This window comes from Bacteroidota bacterium (assembly GCA_038746285.1).
Classification (GTDB): domain Bacteria; phylum Bacteroidota; class Rhodothermia; order Rhodothermales; family JANQRZ01; genus JANQRZ01.
In genome coordinates, this window is record JBCDKT010000038.1 from 19,971 (window position 1) to 37,016 (window position 17,046).

17 protein-coding genes are annotated in these 17,046 nt (G+C 68.7%); 14 read left to right on the plus strand and 3 right to left on the minus strand.

The genetic code is table 11. The annotated features are described in order from the left end of the window. Positions 1-150 precede the first annotated feature (150 nt). The 3 genes from AAGI91_12355 to AAGI91_12365 all read left to right on the plus strand — a co-directional run bounded on the left by AAGI91_12355 (position 151) and on the right by AAGI91_12365 (position 1,939). Positions 151-1,053, plus strand: a complete 903-nt coding sequence (locus AAGI91_12355) for a M23 family metallopeptidase (protein ID MEM1043406.1) — start codon at positions 151-153, stop codon at positions 1,051-1,053. A 97-nt stretch (positions 1,054-1,150) separates the two neighbouring features. After that, the gene (locus AAGI91_12360) at positions 1,151-1,606 is read left to right on the plus strand and encodes a polymer-forming cytoskeletal protein (protein MEM1043407.1); all 456 of its coding nucleotides are present in this window, start codon (positions 1,151-1,153) and stop codon (positions 1,604-1,606) included. 24 nt (positions 1,607-1,630) lie between these two features. Next, a complete protein-coding gene (locus AAGI91_12365) occupies positions 1,631-1,939 on the plus strand; it encodes an AtpZ/AtpI family protein (GenBank protein MEM1043408.1) in 309 nt (102 codons plus the stop codon). Positions 1,940-1,993: 54 nt separating this feature from the next. Here the strand turns inward: AAGI91_12365 and pgsA are convergent, their stop codons facing one another. Next, entirely contained in the window at positions 1,994-2,614 is a 621-nt protein-coding gene (gene pgsA, locus AAGI91_12370) for a CDP-diacylglycerol--glycerol-3-phosphate 3-phosphatidyltransferase (protein ID MEM1043409.1), read from the minus strand. A gap of 183 nt (positions 2,615-2,797) precedes the next feature. Between pgsA and dnaK the strand changes: the two genes are divergently transcribed. From dnaK to AAGI91_12415, 9 genes are all read left to right on the plus strand, one after another. Then, a complete protein-coding gene (dnaK, locus tag AAGI91_12375; GenBank protein MEM1043410.1) occupies positions 2,798-4,783 on the plus strand; it encodes a molecular chaperone DnaK in 1,986 nt (661 codons plus the stop codon). Positions 4,784-4,896: 113 nt separating this feature from the next. After that, the gene (locus AAGI91_12380) at positions 4,897-5,220 is read left to right on the plus strand and encodes a DUF4359 domain-containing protein (protein MEM1043411.1); all 324 of its coding nucleotides are present in this window, start codon (positions 4,897-4,899) and stop codon (positions 5,218-5,220) included. 80 nt (positions 5,221-5,300) lie between these two features. After that, a complete protein-coding gene (gene glyA, locus AAGI91_12385; GenBank protein ID MEM1043412.1) occupies positions 5,301-6,602 on the plus strand; it encodes a serine hydroxymethyltransferase in 1,302 nt (433 codons plus the stop codon). Between the two features lie 125 nt (positions 6,603-6,727). Next, on the plus strand, positions 6,728-7,342 hold the full coding sequence (locus AAGI91_12390; GenBank protein ID MEM1043413.1) for an orotate phosphoribosyltransferase: 615 nt from the start codon (positions 6,728-6,730) through the stop codon (positions 7,340-7,342). 103 nt (positions 7,343-7,445) lie between these two features. Then, entirely contained in the window at positions 7,446-8,342 is an 897-nt protein-coding gene (tatC, locus tag AAGI91_12395) for a twin-arginine translocase subunit TatC (GenBank protein ID MEM1043414.1), read from the plus strand. 126 nt (positions 8,343-8,468) lie between these two features. Beyond that, positions 8,469-10,124: a S41 family peptidase gene (locus AAGI91_12400; protein MEM1043415.1), complete on the plus strand. Its 1,656-nt coding sequence runs from the start codon at positions 8,469-8,471 to the stop codon at positions 10,122-10,124. Positions 10,125-10,270: 146 nt separating this feature from the next. After that, a complete protein-coding gene (locus tag AAGI91_12405; protein MEM1043416.1) occupies positions 10,271-11,101 on the plus strand; it encodes a sulfite exporter TauE/SafE family protein in 831 nt (276 codons plus the stop codon). A 93-nt stretch (positions 11,102-11,194) separates the two neighbouring features. Continuing rightward, entirely contained in the window at positions 11,195-12,898 is a 1,704-nt protein-coding gene (gene dld / locus AAGI91_12410; GenBank protein MEM1043417.1) for a D-lactate dehydrogenase, read from the plus strand. Between the two features lie 102 nt (positions 12,899-13,000). After that, a complete protein-coding gene (locus tag AAGI91_12415) occupies positions 13,001-14,314 on the plus strand; it encodes a glycosyltransferase family 87 protein (protein ID MEM1043418.1) in 1,314 nt (437 codons plus the stop codon). Here AAGI91_12415 and AAGI91_12420 read toward each other — a convergent pair. Then, positions 14,304-14,507 (minus strand): dodecin family protein, encoded by a 204-nt coding sequence (locus AAGI91_12420; GenBank protein ID MEM1043419.1) that lies wholly within the window; start codon positions 14,505-14,507, stop codon positions 14,304-14,306. The two genes, AAGI91_12415 and AAGI91_12420, sit on opposite strands and share 11 nt — an antisense overlap. Before the next feature lie 86 nt (positions 14,508-14,593). On the opposite strand from AAGI91_12420, the gene AAGI91_12425 reads away from it, so the two are divergent. Together AAGI91_12425 and AAGI91_12430 are read left to right on the plus strand one after the other, a co-directional pair. Next, the gene (locus AAGI91_12425) at positions 14,594-15,238 is read left to right on the plus strand and encodes a class I SAM-dependent methyltransferase (protein ID MEM1043420.1); all 645 of its coding nucleotides are present in this window, start codon (positions 14,594-14,596) and stop codon (positions 15,236-15,238) included. Between the two features lie 162 nt (positions 15,239-15,400). After that, positions 15,401-16,810, plus strand: coding sequence for a 1-acyl-sn-glycerol-3-phosphate acyltransferase (locus AAGI91_12430; protein MEM1043421.1), 1,410 nt, complete (start codon positions 15,401-15,403; stop codon positions 16,808-16,810). A gap of 114 nt (positions 16,811-16,924) precedes the next feature. On the opposite strand, the gene AAGI91_12435 is transcribed toward AAGI91_12430, so the two are convergent. Then, a partial coding sequence (locus AAGI91_12435) for an IS1595 family transposase (protein ID MEM1043422.1) occupies positions 16,925-17,046 on the minus strand: 122 nt, incomplete at its 5' end.

Genomic DNA, 17,046 nt, shown 5'->3' on the forward strand with positions numbered 1-17,046 from the left:
GAAAGGAGGTCGGTCCGGCACCCGGCCCTGCGGGCACCATCTTCATTGGGCTGCGAAGGGAATAATTTAGCGCACCGCGTTTGTGGATACCATGAAATGGTGCCGATACTCCGCTGCGTACCCCTGAACGCTCTCGCACGTCTTCGCCCTATGACTTCTTTTTTGCTGGACCTCGCCAGAGGACCAGACGAGCCCCGCACCGTCATCGTCGTCGACGAGAGCGGTGTAGAAAACCCCCGCCAGTACGTCTTCCGGCCCCGGCGCATCCTCTACCTCGTCGCCGGCGCGTCGGCCGGGCTGGCGCTACTCCTGTTCGCGCTCGTCTTTCTGACTCCGGTCCGCACGCTGTTTCTGGGGCCCGACCCCGAGGTGCTGCGCGAGACTGCCGAGCAGAACGCGGTGCGGGCCGCCGCGCTGGCAGACTCGCTCGCGCTTCAAGGCGAGTACCTGGAGCGGCTGCGCTACGCCATCGTCGGGGAGCCGGACACCGCGGCCGTGACCGACGAGCCGGTCGAGAACGTCGTAGCTCCAGCCGAGCGTCCGGCGCTCGACGTGCCGGCCGGGCCGCGCTCGGACGACTGGGCTGACCACGAGCAGCCGGCGCTCGCCTTCAACCGGCTCGCGGCGGACCGACGGGCTGAGAGCGACGGCCGGGCCGTCGAGACCTACCTCGCCAGCCTCCAGTTTCCGGCGCTCCCACCCGTCGAGGGCTTCTTCGCGCGCGGCTTCGACGCGGCGCGCGGGCACTACGGCATCGACAAGGCCGTGGCGGAAGGGACGACGGTCCGGGCCATCGGCGACGGCTACGTAGTCGCGGCGGACTGGACCAACGACGGCGGCTACGTCGTTGCCGTTCAGCACGCCGACGGGTATCTTTCGGTCTACAAGCACAACAGCCGACTCCTCAAGAGCACCGGCGACCGAGTGCGCAGCCGCGAGGCCCTCGCGCTCAGCGGCAACACCGGCGAGATCACGACCGGTCCCCACCTCCACTTCGAGCTGTGGCGCAACGGCCTCGCCCAGGACCCACGCCTCTACCTGGTCGGACTTTAGATTCGCCCACCGGAGCCGATACGCAACACACCACCCGTGTATCGGCTCTCTCACCTCCACAACGACCCTCTTCAAAAACGACGCAGCGCCCACCACCATGCCCAAGCACCGCAACGACGCCCCGGGAACGCCGGGCCAGGTCAACATCATCGGACCGGGAACGGTCATCGAAGGCGGCCTCAAGGCCAACAGCGATGTCCGGGTCTCGGGCAAAGTCATCGGCAACATCAACGTCGACGGCAAGACCGTCGTGACGCCGGAGGGCACCGTCGAGGGCGAGGTCCGCTCGGCGCACGCCGACATCGCCGGTCGCGTCGAGGGCGAGGTGTTCATCTCGGAGCGCCTCGTGCTCAAAAGCTCCGCTGTCGTGGACGGTAACATCCACACGGTCAAGCTCGTGATCGAAGACGGGGCGACGTTCTCCGGGACGTGCAACATGGGCGGCGCCCTCCCGAAGCGCAGCCGCGACCTCCCCGGCGTGACCGTCACCGAGGGCCGCAAGGACGCGGCGCCTCAGGACAAGCGCGCGTCGCAGCCCGCCGGCCAGCCGTAGGTCTGCCGTCCCGCCCTTTCCGCTGTGGCCTCCGACCCGCCCGAGCGCAAGCCCGCCAAGCCGTCGCAGAGCCTCTTTGGCTCCAGCATGACCGAGGCGGCCCCATACCTCGGCCTCGGCATCGAGATTCTGATCTCGATGCTGTTGTTCGTCCTCCTCGGCTACTTCGCCGACGCGTGGCTCGGCACCTCGCCGTGGCTGCTGCTCGTGGGCATCGTGCTGAGCGCGGTTGCGACCGGCGCGACGCTCTACAAGACCGTCCGCGAACTCGACGCAGCAAACAGGAAGGGAGGCGGGAAAGAGCGGAAGAGCGGAAGCGAGGACGAGGGATAGCTTCTCGCCCGACTGTGAGGGCCTCCGTTCTTCCCAACCTCCGCTCTTCCGCGCCTACAGCGTCGGCGTGGGCTGCTGGCGGGTGAAGTAGAGCGCGCCGGTCCAGAGCGTCAGCACGACCGTCACGAGCAGCAGCACGGAGGTCGCCGGGCTGTAGAGCGCGAGGGCGGCGTACGCGCCGAGGTCGCCTATCCAGCCGCCGAACTGGGTCAGCTTGGAAGCCGTCAGGAAGACGAGCGCGGCGATGAGGAAGGTGAGCTGGACGGTCGTCTTGAGCTTGGCCGCGTAGCGCGTCTGGATGGAGCGCCCCTGCCGCTCGGCCCAGGCCCGGAGCGCGGTCACCGCCACGTCGCGCAGCGCGATCAGCCCGACGGCCCACCACCACCACCCGGCCGCCAGCCGGTTGCCGTCGGCGTCGGCCGGCAGGAAGAGGAAGGCGAAGAACGCGCCGAGGACGAGCACCTTGTCCGCGAGCGGGTCGAGGAACTGCCCGAGCCGGGAGCCGACGCCGTACTCGCGCGCGAGCCGACCGTCCCAGTAGTCCGAGATCGCCGCGACGATGAACAGCACCGTCGCCACGAGCTGGCTCACCAGCGTGCCCGAGAACAGGAGCACGAGGAAGACCGGAACGATCACGATCCGGCCGATCGTGAGGACGTTGGGGAGATGCTTCATAAGGACGGGGCTTCGCCCCGAATATAAATAGGGCGTGGGAGGAATGGAGGGAATGGGAGGAATGGCGAGCTGCTCGAGAACGAGCCCCTTCCCATTCCTCCCACACTTCCCGTTCCTCCCATTCCGAAGCCTCTCTGCCATTCTGTCCGTCAGCGCCGCGTGGCATCGTTGTTGGAAAAGAGCGTGTCCCGGCCGGACGACCGGCCCCTCTTCCGTTTTGACAGATTCCCTTCCGCAACCCACCCTACAGCAATGAGCAAGATTATCGGTATCGACCTCGGCACGACCAACTCCGTCGTCTCCGTCATGGAGGGCGCGGAGCCGGTCGTCATTCCGAACGCCGAGGGCGGGCGGACGACCCCGTCGATCGTCGCCTTCAAGAAGGACGGCGAGCGGCTCGTCGGGGCCCCGGCCAAGCGCCAGGCCATCACCAACCCCCACAACACCGTCTTCTCGATCAAGCGCTTCATGGGCCGCCAGTTCGACGAGGTCGGCGAGGAGATCAAGACCGTCCCGTACGACGTCCAGAAGGGCGACGGCGGCGTGGCGCGTGTCCAGATCGACGACAAGCTCTACACGCCGCAGGAGATCTCGGCGATGACGCTGCAGAAGCTCAAGCAGACCGCCGAGGACTACCTCGGCGAGAAGGTCACCGAGGCCGTCATCACCGTCCCGGCCTACTTCAACGACGCGCAGCGCAAGGCGACCAAGGAGGCCGGCCAGATCGCCGGGCTGACCGTCAAGCGCATCATCAACGAGCCGACGGCCGCCGCGCTCGCCTACGGCCTCGACAAGAAGGCCCAGGACGAGGTCGTCGCGGTCTACGACCTCGGCGGCGGGACCTACGACCTCTCGGTCCTCGAACTCGGCGACGGCGTCTTCGAGGTCAAGGCCACCAACGGCGACACCCACCTCGGCGGCGACGACTTCGACCAGCGCCTGATCGACCACATCGCCGACGAGTTCCAGAACTCCGATGGCATCGACCTGCGCAGCGACCCGATGGCGCTCCAGCGCCTGAAGGAGGCCGCCGAGAAGGCCAAGATCGAGCTGTCCTCGGCCACGCAGACGACGGTCAACCTCCCGTTCATCACCGCCACGCAGGACGGGCCGAAGCACCTCACGCTCGACCTCACGCGCGCCAAGTTCGAGCAGCTCGTCGACGACCTCGTGCAGCGGACGATCCCGCCGATGGAGAAGGCGCTGTCCGACGCGGGCCTGAGCAAGAACGACGTGGACGAGGTCATCCTCGTCGGCGGCTCGACGCGCATCCCGGCCATCCAGCAGGTCGTCGAGGGTTTCTTCGGCAAGAAGCCGAACCGCTCAGTCAACCCGGACGAGGTCGTCGCGATCGGCGCGGCGATCCAGGGCGGCGTCCTCTCGGGCGACGTGCAGGACGTGCTGCTCTTGGACGTGACCCCGCTCAACCTCGGCATCGAGACGCTCGGCGGCGTGATGACGGCGCTCATCCCGGCCAACACGACGATCCCGACGCGGAAGTCGGAGACGTTCTCGACGGCGGCCGATAACCAGCCGTCGGTCGAGATCCACGTCCTCCAGGGCGACCGGACGATGGCCGTCGACAACCGCACGATCGGGCGCTTCCACCTCGACGGGATTCCCCCGGCGCGGCGCGGGATGCCGCAGATCGAGGTCACCTTCGACATCGACGCCGACGGCATCCTGAACGTCTCCGCGAAGGACAAGGCGACCGGCAAGGAGCAGTCGATCCGCATCGAAGCCTCGTCCGGCCTCAACGAGGAGGAGATCGAGAAGATGCGCCGCGACGCCCGCGAGCACGCCAACGAGGACAAGCAGCGCCGCGAGCAGGCCGACAAGCTCAACGCCGCCGACGCCCTCATCTTCTCGACCGAGAAGAACCTCAGCGAGTACGGCGACAAGCTCCCGGCCGAGAAGCGCGGCAAGATCGACGCCGCGCTCGAACGCCTCAAGGAAGTCCACAAGGCGCAGAACGTCGCCGAGGCGGAGTCTGCGATGGAGCAGCTCAACGCCGCCTGGAGCGAGGCCTCCGAGGACCTCTACAAGGCCCAGCAGGAAGAGGCCGCCGGCGACGGCGCGTCTGCCACTGCGCCGGAGATGGACGCCGCGCCGGACCCCGAGGTCAAGGACGTGGACTTCGAGGTCGTCGACGAGGACGAGACGGCGTAAGCTCACGCCTCACCTACCCCGAGCCCCGGCTGCCTTCGCGGCGGCCGGGGCTTTCGCGAATCCCGGCCGTCCGTTGCACAGGTCCAAGACGCCGCCAGCCCGAGACCACGCCCATGCGCCTCTTCCTTCTCGTCGCCCTCGTCGTCGTGCTCGCCGTGACGAACCCGGGGCCGGACGCCTTCGCTGACTTCGCCGAGGACAACGTTGCCGACCAGCTAGAAGCCCGGCTGGACGACGTGCCCGGTGCCGGTCTGCTCAGCGGAATCGGCAGCCTAGCGGCCGGTGAACTTGTCAAACGATTCGCCGAGCGGGACAACTACCTCGTCGCAAGCGTGTATACCTTAGACCTCGACGGGCGCGCACGCGAGGCCGAGCACTGGCGCTTCCTCGGCGTCGCCGGGCTGTTCGTCGAGATCGGCCGCCCGGCGAGCTTGTGAGCTCCAACTGATCTCGCACGTACGGGCGGGTCTCAGACCCGCCCCTCCCCTGATTCGATTTTCCGACTCCCGACTCTAGCATGGACGACCTTCGCCTCCAGGACCCCGACCTCTACTCCATCATCCAGCGCGAGATCGACCGGCAGAACGACGGGCTCGAACTGATCGCGTCGGAGAACTTCGCCAGCCGCGCCGTGCTCCAGGCGATGGGCACGCCGCTGACCAACAAGTACGCCGAGGGCCGGCCCGGCAAGCGCTACTACGGCGGGTGCGAGGTCGTGGACGAGGCCGAGGTGCTCGCGCAGGAGCGGGCCAAGAAGCTCTTCGGGGCCGAGTGGGTGAACGTCCAGCCCCACTCCGGCGCGACGGCCAACCACGCCATCTACCTCTCGATGATGGAGCCGGGTGACAGGCTGCTCGGCCTCGACCTCGCCCACGGAGGGCACCTCACGCACGGCTCGCCGGTCAACTTCTCCGGCATCCTCTACGACGCGCACTTCTACGGGGTCGAGCCGGAGACCGGCCTGATCGACATGGACAAGGTCCGCGACAAGGCGAAGGCCGTCCGCCCCAAGATGATCTCCGTCGGCGCGAGCGCCTACAGCCGCGACTTCGACTTCGCCGCCTTCCGAGCGATCGCCGACGAGGTGGGCGCGCTGCTGTGGGTGGACATGGCGCACCCGGCCGGCCTCATCGCCGCCGGCGTCCTGAACGACCCGCTGCCCCACGCCCACTTCGTCTCGACGACGACCCACAAGACGCTCCGCGGCCCGCGCGGCGGGATGCTCCTCGTCGGCACCGACACCGAGAACCCGTTCGGCAAGACGTGGAAGAGCGGGCGGCCGAAGATGATCAGCGAACTCCTCGACTCGGCCGTCTTCCCCGGCGTGATCGGCGGGCCGCTGATGCACGTCATCGCGGCGAAGGCCGTCGCCTTCGGCGAGGCCCTGGAGCCGGGCTTCGCGGACTACCAGCGGCGCGTCGTCGAGAACGCGCGGGCGATGGCTGAGGCCTTTGTCGAGCGCGGCTACGGGGTGATCTCCGGCGGCACCGACAACCACCTCGCCCTGATCGACCTCCGCTCGAAGGGCCTGACCGGCAAGGAGGCCGAGGCGCTCCTCGGCGAGGCCGAGATCACGGTCAACAAGAACATGGTGCCCTACGACACCGAGAGCCCGTTTGTGACGAGCGGTATCCGCGTGGGCTCCCCGGCGCTGACTACGCGCGGCTTCGGGCCGGACGAGTTCCGCCACGTCGTGGACCTGATCGACCGCGTGCTCTCGAAGCGCGACAGCGAGGGCGCGCGCGAGCTCGTCCGCCGCGAGGTCTTCGTGCTCACCGAGCGCTTCCCCCTCTACGATCACAGCGTGCTGGCGGGCTAAGCGAGGAAGAGAGGCAGACCGAACCGCCCTCCTCCGCTCTTCCGTTCTTGGTAGCCTACCGGAACGAATACCCCGAGCCGTAGTTTTTCTTTTGCTACTCCCGACACGCGCTGCTGTCCCTTCCCATGGCTAACGATTTCAGTACGGTTCCAGAGTCGGCCCTGGCGCGGTTGGGGCACGAGCTCTACCAGCGCGCCCTCGTCCGCCGCGACCAAGAGCCGATCACCGACCCGCGCGGGCAGCCCATCGGCTGGCTCCTCGACACGCGGATGCCGATGCTCGAAGGCGAGGTCTTCGACGAGATCGGCGACGTACTCGCCGAGCGGCTTCGGGGGCGAGACATCACGCAGGTCGCAGGGTTTGGGTACGGCTCCTTCCCGATCGTGTGCTCGGTCCTCGGCGCGTCGGCCGACGAGGGGCACGCCCGGTTCCGGGGCGGCTTCGTCCGCGAGCGCCGCAAGGCGTACGGTCGCCGCCGCCTCGTAGAGGGGCCCATCGACCGGAGCCAACCCGTCGTGCTCGTCGACGACATCCTCAACAGCGGGCGCTCGGCGGCGCGGGCGATTGCGCTCCTCCGCTCGGACGGCTTCGAGGTGCCCGGCGTGCTGACGCTGTTCAACTTCACCTGGAGCGGCGGCAAGGCCCGGCTCGAGGGGGACGGCCTGTGGGTGGAGAGCCTGCTGGAACTCAACCTCCGCGACGGCTCCCGCGCCGCCGCCTCGTCCGGCGACCGACGCTGATTAGGAGCGGAAGAAAGGAAGAGCGGAGGAGCGGAAGATTCCAGGATACACCGCCGAGCCCGTCTTCCGTTCTTTACCCCTTCCGATCTTCTCTGCCCAGACCGTGCTCGACCTCAAGTCCAAGCTGACCCGCATCGCCCGCGTCGCCGCGCCGTCGGGCGACGGGGCGCCTTCGGTCGTGGACGGGGTCGCGGCCGAGATGGGGTTTCTGGACCACCTCGAGGAACTCCGGTGGCGGATCATCAAGGGGCTGGCCGCGATTGTCCTGTCGGCCGTGGCGTGCCTCTTCTTCACCGACTGGGTGATCGAAGAACTCCTGATGGCCCCGACGCGGGCGGACTTCTTCATGTACGGCGTCTTCAAGATGGACGCCACCGAACTCGTCCTCCAGAACCGGACCATCACGGGGCAGTTTTTCGCCTACTTCGGGACGGTCCTCGCGGTCGGCATCATCCTCGCCATGCCGGTCGTGCTGTACCAGGCGTGGGCGTTCGTCGAGCCGGGGCTGTACGCGCACGAGCGCAGGGGGCTGCGCTTCATCTCGGTCTTCGCGACGATGTTTTTCGTGACGGGCGTCGCCTTCGGCTACCTCATCCTGACGCCGCTCGCGCTCCAGTTCTTCGCCAACTTCCAGATCTCGGAGCAGATCATCAACGAGTTCGACATCGCGCGCTACTTCTCGATGATCCTGATGTGGACGTTCGGGGCGGGCGCGCTGTTCGAGCTGCCCGTCGTGGTCTACTTCCTCGCCAAGCTCGGCGTCGCCACGCCGGAGAAGCTGCGGAAGGTGCGGAAGTTCGCGCTCGTCATCATCCTCATCATCGCGGCGTTCTTCACGCCGCCGGACCCGCTGAGCCAGATCATCATGGCCGTCCCGATCCTCGGGCTCTACGAGGGGTCAATCTGGATCGCCACCGTCGTCGAGCGCCGCCGCCTCCGGGCCGAGGCCAAGCGCCGCCGCGAGGAGGAGCGCGAGCGGACACGCCCGGACCAAACGTAGGGGCACGGCGAGAGAAAGAGCGCGGAGAGCAAGGAGCGAATGGAGGGTACATTAGAAGGGCCTGTACGCGAATCCCTCCCCGCCCTCCGTTCCCTCCCCGCTGAACAGACCCGAACCCAACACGTCATGAAACGCTCCCTCCGCATCGCCGTCCCCGTCTTCGTCGTCGCGCTTGCCCTCGGGGTCTTCGTCGGGGCGTTCTGGCCAGCCGACGATGACTTCTTCGCGATCAAGAAGAACTTCACCATCTTCGGCAAGATCTACGAGGAGCTCTCGACCGGCTATGTGGACGACCTCGACGCGGAGCAGCTCATGCGGACCGGGATCGACGCGATGCTCCAGACGCTCGACCCGTACACCGTCTTCATCGACGAGGCCGACAACGAGGACATTCAGATTATCACGCGCGGGCGCTACGGCGGCGTCGGCGTCTCCGTCGGGCAGCGCGGCGGGCGGACGGTCGTGCTCCAGGTGTTCGAGGACGCGAGCGCCTTCGAGCAGGGCGTCCGCACGGGCGACATCATCCTCAGCATCGCCGGCACGCCGACCGACGGCCTCGACGCCGACCAGATCCGCGACCTCTTCCGGGGGGACTCCGGCACGGCGGTCAGCGTCCGCATCGAGCGCGAGGGCGAGATGGAGCCGCTCGACTTCCGGCTGACGCGCTCGACGGTCCAGCTCAAAAACGTCACCTACGCCGAGTACGTCACCGGCGGCGTGGGCTTCGTCAAGCTCGAGCGCTTCGCCCGCGACGCCGCCTCCGAGGTGGAGACGGCGGTGCGCAAGCTCCAGGAAGAGGGCGACCTGCAAGGCCTCGTGCTCGACCTGCGCGGCAACCCCGGCGGCCTCCTCGAAGCGGCGGTCGATATCTCCGGGCTCTTCCTGCCCGAAGGCTCGACGGTCGTCTCGACGCGCGGCCGGGCCGCCGAGAGCGAGCGCGTCTACCGCAGCCGCTCGGCCCCGATTGCGCCCGACGTGCCGCTCGTTGTCCTCGTGGACGGCAGCAGCGCCTCGGCGAGCGAGATCGTGGCTGGCGCGATGCAGGACCACGACCGGGGTATCGTCGTCGGCGAGCGGACCTTTGGCAAGGGCCTCGTGCAGGTCGTCAAGGGCCTCCCATACCACACCTCGCTCAAGCTGACGACGGCGAAGTACTACACCCCGAGCGGGCGGCTCATCCAGGCGATCCAGTATTCCCGCGACACCGCCGGCGGGCGCGCTGTCGAGGTCGCCGACTCGCTCCGCCGCGCCTACACGACCGCCGGCGGACGCGTGGTCTACGACGGCAAGGGCATCGAGCCGGACGTCGAGGAGAGCCTCGGCGCGATGAGCGAGCTGGAGGAGGCCCTTGTCCGGCAGGCCGCGTTCTTCCTCTTCGCCAACCGCTACGCCGCCACGCGCGAAGACCCGGGTGACGCCCTCACCGTCACCGACGCCGACCTCCGCGACTTCCAGGCCTGGGTCGACGCCGAGGGGATCACCTACCGCACGCGCGCCGAGCAGGCCCTCGACGCGCTCGCCGACGACCTCGACGGGGCCGGCTACGCCGAGACCGCCGACGAGATCGACGCCCTCCGCGCCGAGGTCACCGACGAGAAAGAGGCCGACTTCGCGCGCCACGCGCCGCGCCTCAAGGAGCGCCTCCGCCGCGAGATCCTCGCCCGCTACCTCGGCGAGAGCGCCCAGATCGAGGCGTCCTTCCGCGACGACTTCCAGCTCAACCGCGGGCTGGACCTGCTCGGCGACGCTGCGGCCTACCGGGCGGTGCTGTCGGACGAATAACCGGACCGTATCTTGGGATCACGCTAATGGGGGCGACGCGGTGCGTCGCCCCTACGTTTTTTCCCGCACCGAGCCGGCTCGGCTGGAGCGAACGCCGTTTGCTCCTACGAAGCGGCCCTCGATTTTCCGACCCCCGACTCTGCCGCATGGACCCGGTCAACATTCTGATTCTCGGCGCGGCAGGCGTAGCCGGCGGGTTCGTGGCGGGGCTGCTCGGTGTCGGGGGCGGGATCATCTTTGCGCCGGTGCTCTTCTTTTTCTACAGCGCGCGCGGGGTCGACCCGGACCTGATCGCGCCGCTCACGCTGGGAACGAGCCTGTTCTGCACGCTCGTCACGGCCCTCGCGGGGACTGCGACGCACTGGGGCGCGGGGCTGATCGGGCGGCGTGTGGCGGTCGTCGTCGGGGCGTTCAGCGCGGCGGCCGTCGTGGGGATGACGCTCTTCGTGACGACGCAGCCGTGGTACAGCGGGCGCGTCTTCCAGATCGTCCTCGCGGCGATCCTGCTGGGGGCGGTCTACCGGATGGTGACCGGCAAGCGCCCGAAGAAGACCTCGGGCTGGCGCGACCGGCTGCGGACGGGCACCCCGTTCCTCGCCGCGACCGGGGCCGCGGCCGGCAGCGTGGCGAGCGCAGCGGGCGTCGGCGGCGGGATCGTCCTCGTCCCGGCCTACAACCAGCTCCTCCGCCTCCCGCTCAAGACCGCGACCGCGACCTCGCTCGCCACGATTATTCTCATCTCGTTCAGCGGCGTGGCGATGTACGCCGCCACCGGGCTCGCCGTGGAGACGCCGCCGACGGCGCTGGGCTACGTCGATTTCGGGCAGGCGGTGTGGATGGTCCTGCCCGCGCTCGTGACGGCCCGGCTCGGGGTGAAGACGGCCGAGCGCGTTAACGTCCGGCTGATCCGCTTCAGCTTCGCGGGCCTCGCCGTCCTCGTCGCGGGGCGCCTGCTGTGGCGGGCATTCGGGGGCTAGGCACGGCACAAAGAAACCGCGCACGCGGTCCAGGCGTGTCGCGTGGTGCCGATAACGAAAGTAGACCCGTTGCCACGTCCTACCCCAGCCGCTATGCCTACCTCCCCCGAACTGATTACGGCGCTTCAGGGCGTCGTCGGCTCGTCCCACGTCCTGACCGGAGAGGGCGACACGGCCTACTACCGGACCGGCTTCCGCTACGGCTTCGGCGGGGCGGCGGCCGTCGTCTTCCCGGGGACGCTCTTGGAGCAGTGGCGCGTCCTCCAGGCCTGTGTCGACGCCGGGGCGGCGATCCTCATGCAGGGTACCAAGACCGGCCTCACCGGCGGCTCCGGCCCCAGCGGCTTCGACTACGACCGCGACCTCGTCATCGTCAGCACGCGGCGCCTCAAGAAGATCATCCCCATTGCCGGCGGGCAGCAGGTCGTCGCCCTTCCGGGGTCCACGCTCCACGAGCTCACCCAGCTGCTCGCCCCCATCGGCCGCGTGCCGCACTCGGTGATCGGCTCGACGACGATCGGCGCGACGATCGTCGGCGGGATCGCCAACAACGCGGGCGGGGCGCTCTGCAAGCGCGGCGTGTCGTACACCGAGCTGTCGCTCTTCGCCCGCGTCAACGAAGCCGGCGAGCTTGAACTCGTCAACCACCTCGGCATCCGAGGCCTCGGCGAGACGCCCGAGGAGATTTTTGCGACGCTCGAGAGCGGGCAGATCCCCGAACGAAACATCGAGGCGTTCGACACGCCCGCCTCCGACCGCGAGTACGGCGCGCGCATCCGCAACCTCGACGCCGACGTGCCAAACCGCTACAACGCCGACCCGCGGCGGCTCTGCGACGTGAGCGGGAGCGCGGGCAAGGTCGCCGCCTTCGCCGTCCGCGTCGACACCTACCCGCAGCCCGAGCAGACCCAGGTCTTCTTCCTCGGGACCAACGACCCCGCCGACTTCACCGCGCTCCGCCGCCACGTCCTCGCGCACTTCGAGGACCTGCCCGACAAGGGCGAGTACATGAACCGGAGCATCCTCGACACGGCCAAGCGCTACGGCAAGGACGTCGTCCTCTCGATCAAGCACCTCGGGACGAAGCGCCTGCCGACGCTCTACGCGCTCAAGTCGCGCGTCGAGTACCTGACCAACAAGGTGCCCTTCCTGCCCCGGTTCCTCCCGGACCTCGTGCTCTACCAGATCAGCAAGCTCTTCCCGAGTCAGATCCCCGAGCGCATCCAGCAGTACCGCGACCGCTTCGAGCACTACCTCATCCTCGTGATGACCGACGGCGGGATCGAGGAGGCCCGGCGCTACCTCGAAGACGAGTGGAGCGCCCGCGACGGCGTGGACTTCTTCGCCTGCACCGACGCCGAGGCCGAAGCGGCGCTCCTCCCCCGGTTCGCGGCGGCCGGCGCGGGGATCCGCTACCAGAACGTCCACCAGAAGACGACCGAAGAGGTCCTCGCGCTCGACATCGCGCTGCTCGGCAGCGATCCCGACTGGATCGTCGACATCCCGGACGACGTGGCCGACCAGATCGACCACGCGCTCTACTGCGGCCACTTCATGTGCCACGTCTTCCACCTGGACATCGCCCCGAAGAAGGGAGCCGACGTGGAGGCGGTCAAGGAGCGGATTCTGGATGTCCTCGACGCGAAGGGGGCGAAGTACCCCGCCGAGCACAACGTCGGGCACATCTACGACGCCGACGAAGCGCTGAAGGCGCACTACGCGGCGCTCGACCCGACGAACACGTTCAACCCGGGCATCGGCCGAACGGCGAAGCGGCGGCGAGCGATGGTGACGTGATGTGAGGACGGGCAGACGCGGGGAAGAACGGAAGATTGACAGACGGGCCGGTCGCGGCGCGGTAGTTTCGGCCTCCGACTCTCCGATCCCTGCCCTCCGTCCGTGCGCACTCTCATCGAGACCTGGAAGCGTGAGCCGACGCTCGGCCTGCTGGCGGGGCTGAGCGCGCTCGCGCTCGCGCTCTACCCCGTCTGGCTCTCGGTGCGGGTCTACGTTCCGGTGCTCTCGGGCGCGCAGGAGTCGGTGGCGGACTTCTCGTTCTACTACGACGCCGCCGAGCGCTTCGTAGCGGGCGGGGCGCTCTACCCCGACGCGTACGGGTTCATGTACCCGCCGCCGAGCATCGCGCTCTTCGCCCCGCTCGTGACCCTCCCGATGCCGGTCGGGTTCATGCTCTCAGTCGTCGGGATTGCCGTGCTCGCGGTCGCGTGCATCCGGCTGACGCTGCGGCTGTGGGAGGAGGCCAGCGGGGAGACGCTGGCGCAGCCGGTCCAGGTGTCGCTGCTGCTGATCGGGCTGGCGACGGCCCCGGTGTTTCAGAACCTGAAGTACGCCCAGGTCAACGTCCTCGTCCTGCTGACCGGGCTGGGCTTCCTTGTCCTGCTGCGGTCCGGCCGGCCGTTCGCGGCGGCGCTCGTGCTGAGCGGCGGGTTCTGGCTGAAGCTCTACCCGATTGCCCTCGCCCTCCTCGGGCTGCGCCGGGACCAGCCGCGAGCGGAGTGGGTCCGGCTCGCCGCAGGCTTCGCGGTCGGGCTCGTCGCTGTGCCGGTCGCTCTCCTGCCGGTCGTGCCGCCGGAGCTGTACCGGCAGTATGCGTTCGACCTCGTCCCGTTCTGGTCGGGGATCACGAACATGGACGCGCTCAACCAGTCGATCGTCGGTGTGCTGGAGCACGTCCGGCAGCCGGTGACAGACTACCTCCGCTCGCACGACACGGCGCTCGCGCCGAGCACGAAGCTGGTGAACGTCCTGGCGACGGGTGGGATGCTGGGCGGGTTCTACGTGGCCTACTTTTTCGGTAGGCTGCCGCGCCCGGTCGCCGGGGTGGCGATGCTCGCGGTGACGCCGGTGATCTCGGGGCTGGGGTGGGAGCACACCTACGTGCTCGCGCTGCCGCTCTACCTGTTCGTCCTGCTCGCCGCGCGGCACCGGGGCCGCCTCGCCCAAGCCTTCGCGGCGGCAAGCGTGTTCATCTTCATGGTTCCCAAGCTGCCTTCGCCGCTCATCGAGTGGAGCCTCGCGGCGTGGCCTCGGCCGGTGGTGGACGTGTTCTACGCCCGGTTCCTGATCGTCACGCTCGCGCTGCTGGCCGTCGTGGCGGTGTGGCAGTGGACGCGGGTGCCGGAGACGATGAGCGCCCCGGCGGCTCGGGCTACCGGGGCGCGTCGAGGGAGCCGAACGGGTGCTAGCTGTTGACGACGAACGAGACCTTGCAGGCGGTCCGGTAGAGGTAGCTGCCGTCTTCCTGGACGAGAATCTCCATGTCCTTGACCCAGAGGTGCTTGACATTGTTGACGGTTTTGCCGACTTCTTTAAGGGCGTTGCCGGCAGCGTCCTCGAAGCTCTCGGTGGACTCGGAGCTGATTTCGATCACTTTGGCGATAGACATGGGCAGTAGGGGTTGAGATGGGTGAAAGGAGACGAGCGGAGCAGGGTGCGGCGCAGCCGCCGGTTGCTCCGGGGAAAGGTACTACGGTGCGAGCCGCCGATGGGGTCCGCCGCGGCCTGAGCGCCCGGTGGTTCGCCTGGCTGCTCTCGCACGGCGAAGGGTTCGACCGGGAGATGTACGGCGCGTGGAAGCGCGACCTCCTCGGCCCGCTCGCCGGCACGGTCGTCGAGATCGGGCCGGGAGGCGGGGTGAACCTGCCGTACTACGGCGCGGGCGTCCGCTGGATCGGCATCGAGCCGAACGTGCACTTCCACGCCGGCCTGCGAAAGAAAGCCGCATCGCTCGGCCTCGACGCCGACGTGCGCTCCGGCCTCGCCGAGCAGACCGGCCTGCCCGACGGCAGTGCGGACGCGGTCGTCTCGACGCTCGTGCTTTGCTCGGTGGACGACCCCGAGGCTGCGCTCGCCGAGGTGCGCCGGGTCCTGAAGCCGGGCGGGACGTTCGTCTTCATCGAGCACATCGCCGCGCCCGAGGCGTCGGGCCTGCGCCGCGTGCAGCGGGTCATCAAGCCCCTGTGGGGCGTCATCGCCGACGGCTGCTGCCCCGACCGCGAGACGGGCCGCCGGATCGAGGAGGCCGGGTTCGCCGAGGTGCAGTTCGAGCGGTTCGAGGCGGAGATGCCGCTGCCGGTCGTCCGCCCGCACATCGCTGGGACAGCGCGGAAAGCGTGACTCGTGATGCGTGAGTCCGTTCTCGGCGGCCGGGCCTGAATTCACGCATCGCGTTCTCACGTCCTCACCCTACCTTGCAGTCTCCCCATTCCTCCCTCTCCTCCCATTCCTCCCACGCCCCCATCTCTCCTCTACCGCGCCCTCGTCGGCGCTCTGCGGTTGGTGCTGCGTGTGTTCTTCCGCGAGATCGCGGTCGAGGGCGCGGAGCATGTGCCGCGCGACCGGGGCGGACTGCTCGTAGCGTGGCACCCGAACGGGCTGATCGACCCGGCGCTGATTATCACCCACTTTCCGGGCCGGATCGTCTTCGGCGCGCGCGACGGGCTGCTCCGCTGGCCGCTCGTCGGGTGGATGATGCGGCGGCTGGGGACGGTGCCGATCTACCGCGCCGCCGACCAGGCGTCGATGAGCGCCGAGGCGCGGCGCGAGGCCAACGCCCGCAGCCTCGACGCGCTCGCCGATGGGCTGGGGGGCGGGTCGTTCTCCGCGCTCTTTCCCGAGGGCCAGAGCCACGACCAGCCGTTCGTGACCGAGGTCAAGTCGGGCGCGGCGCGGCTCTTTCTCCGCGCGCTCGACCGCGCCGAGGCAGCGTCGCCGGTGCCGGTCGTCCTTCCCGTCGGGCTGCACTACGACCGCAAACACCTCTTCCGCTCTGACGTACTCGTGACGTTCCACCCGCCGCTCGCGCTCCCGCCAGACTTAGGTGAGATGGACGATGAGGTCGCCGCCGACTTCCTCACCGAACGCGTCCGGGACGCGCTCGTCGAGGTTGTCCGCGCCACCGACGACTGGACGCTGCACCGGCTGATGCATCGCGGCTCAGCGCTGGTCCGGGCCGAAGACGCAGCGCGGGCGGGCGAGCGCGCCGAGCGGGGTGACATCGTCGAGCGCAGCCTCGGCTTCGCCCGGATGTGGCACGGCTACCGCCTTCGCCGCGCGAGCCACGCCGCCGAGATCGCCGCGCTCCGCCGCGACCTCACTCGCTACGACCGCCTCCTCCGCACCCTCGGGCTGGACGACGCGGACCTCGACGCGCCGCCGCCGCACCGGCTCGTGTGGGACTCGCTCACACTCCTCGCTCGCACGGCCGTCGTCTACGTGCTGCTGCCACCGCTCCTGCTGTTCGGCCTGCTCGTCAACGGACCCGTACACGGGCTGATCGGGGTCGCGGCGCGGCGCTACTCGGGGGCGATCAAGGACACGGCAACGGTCAAAATCCTCGTCGGGTTCGTGCTCTACCCGCTCGCGTGGATCGGCGCGGGCGTGCTCGCGGCCCTCGCCCATGCGGGGCTGCGCGCAGCGTTCCCCGGCCTGCCCGACGTGCCGCTCTTGACGGGCCTTCTGGTCACGCTCCTCGCCTTCGCCGCGGGCGTGCTCGTGCTGAAGTACGTCGGGTGGGAGGCGCTCACGCGGCAGCGGCTCCGCGCCTACGCCGCCCGCCAGCGGCGGCGCGACCTCGTCGCCGAGCTGCGCGCGCTGCGGGCCGACCTCCACGACCGCTTCCTCGCGCTCGGCGAAGGCCTCGACCTGCCCGGCGACGTGACCGACACCGAGGGGCGAATCGCTGGCTAATGCAGCGACAAGCTCACACTGACGGACTTGTCATCCTGAACTTGGTTCAGGATCTCTAACCCTCGTTTTAGATCCCGGATCGGGGTCCAGGATGACAAAGCTAAAGGGGCTGTCCTAGATAACGGTCCAGTCCAGTAGCGTCTTCAGCAAGTTGCTCGCCGGACCGTAGTTGAACCGCCACTCGCATTCCTTCAAAAACAGCTCGAAATGAGCCTTCGCGATCCCATTATACCGAC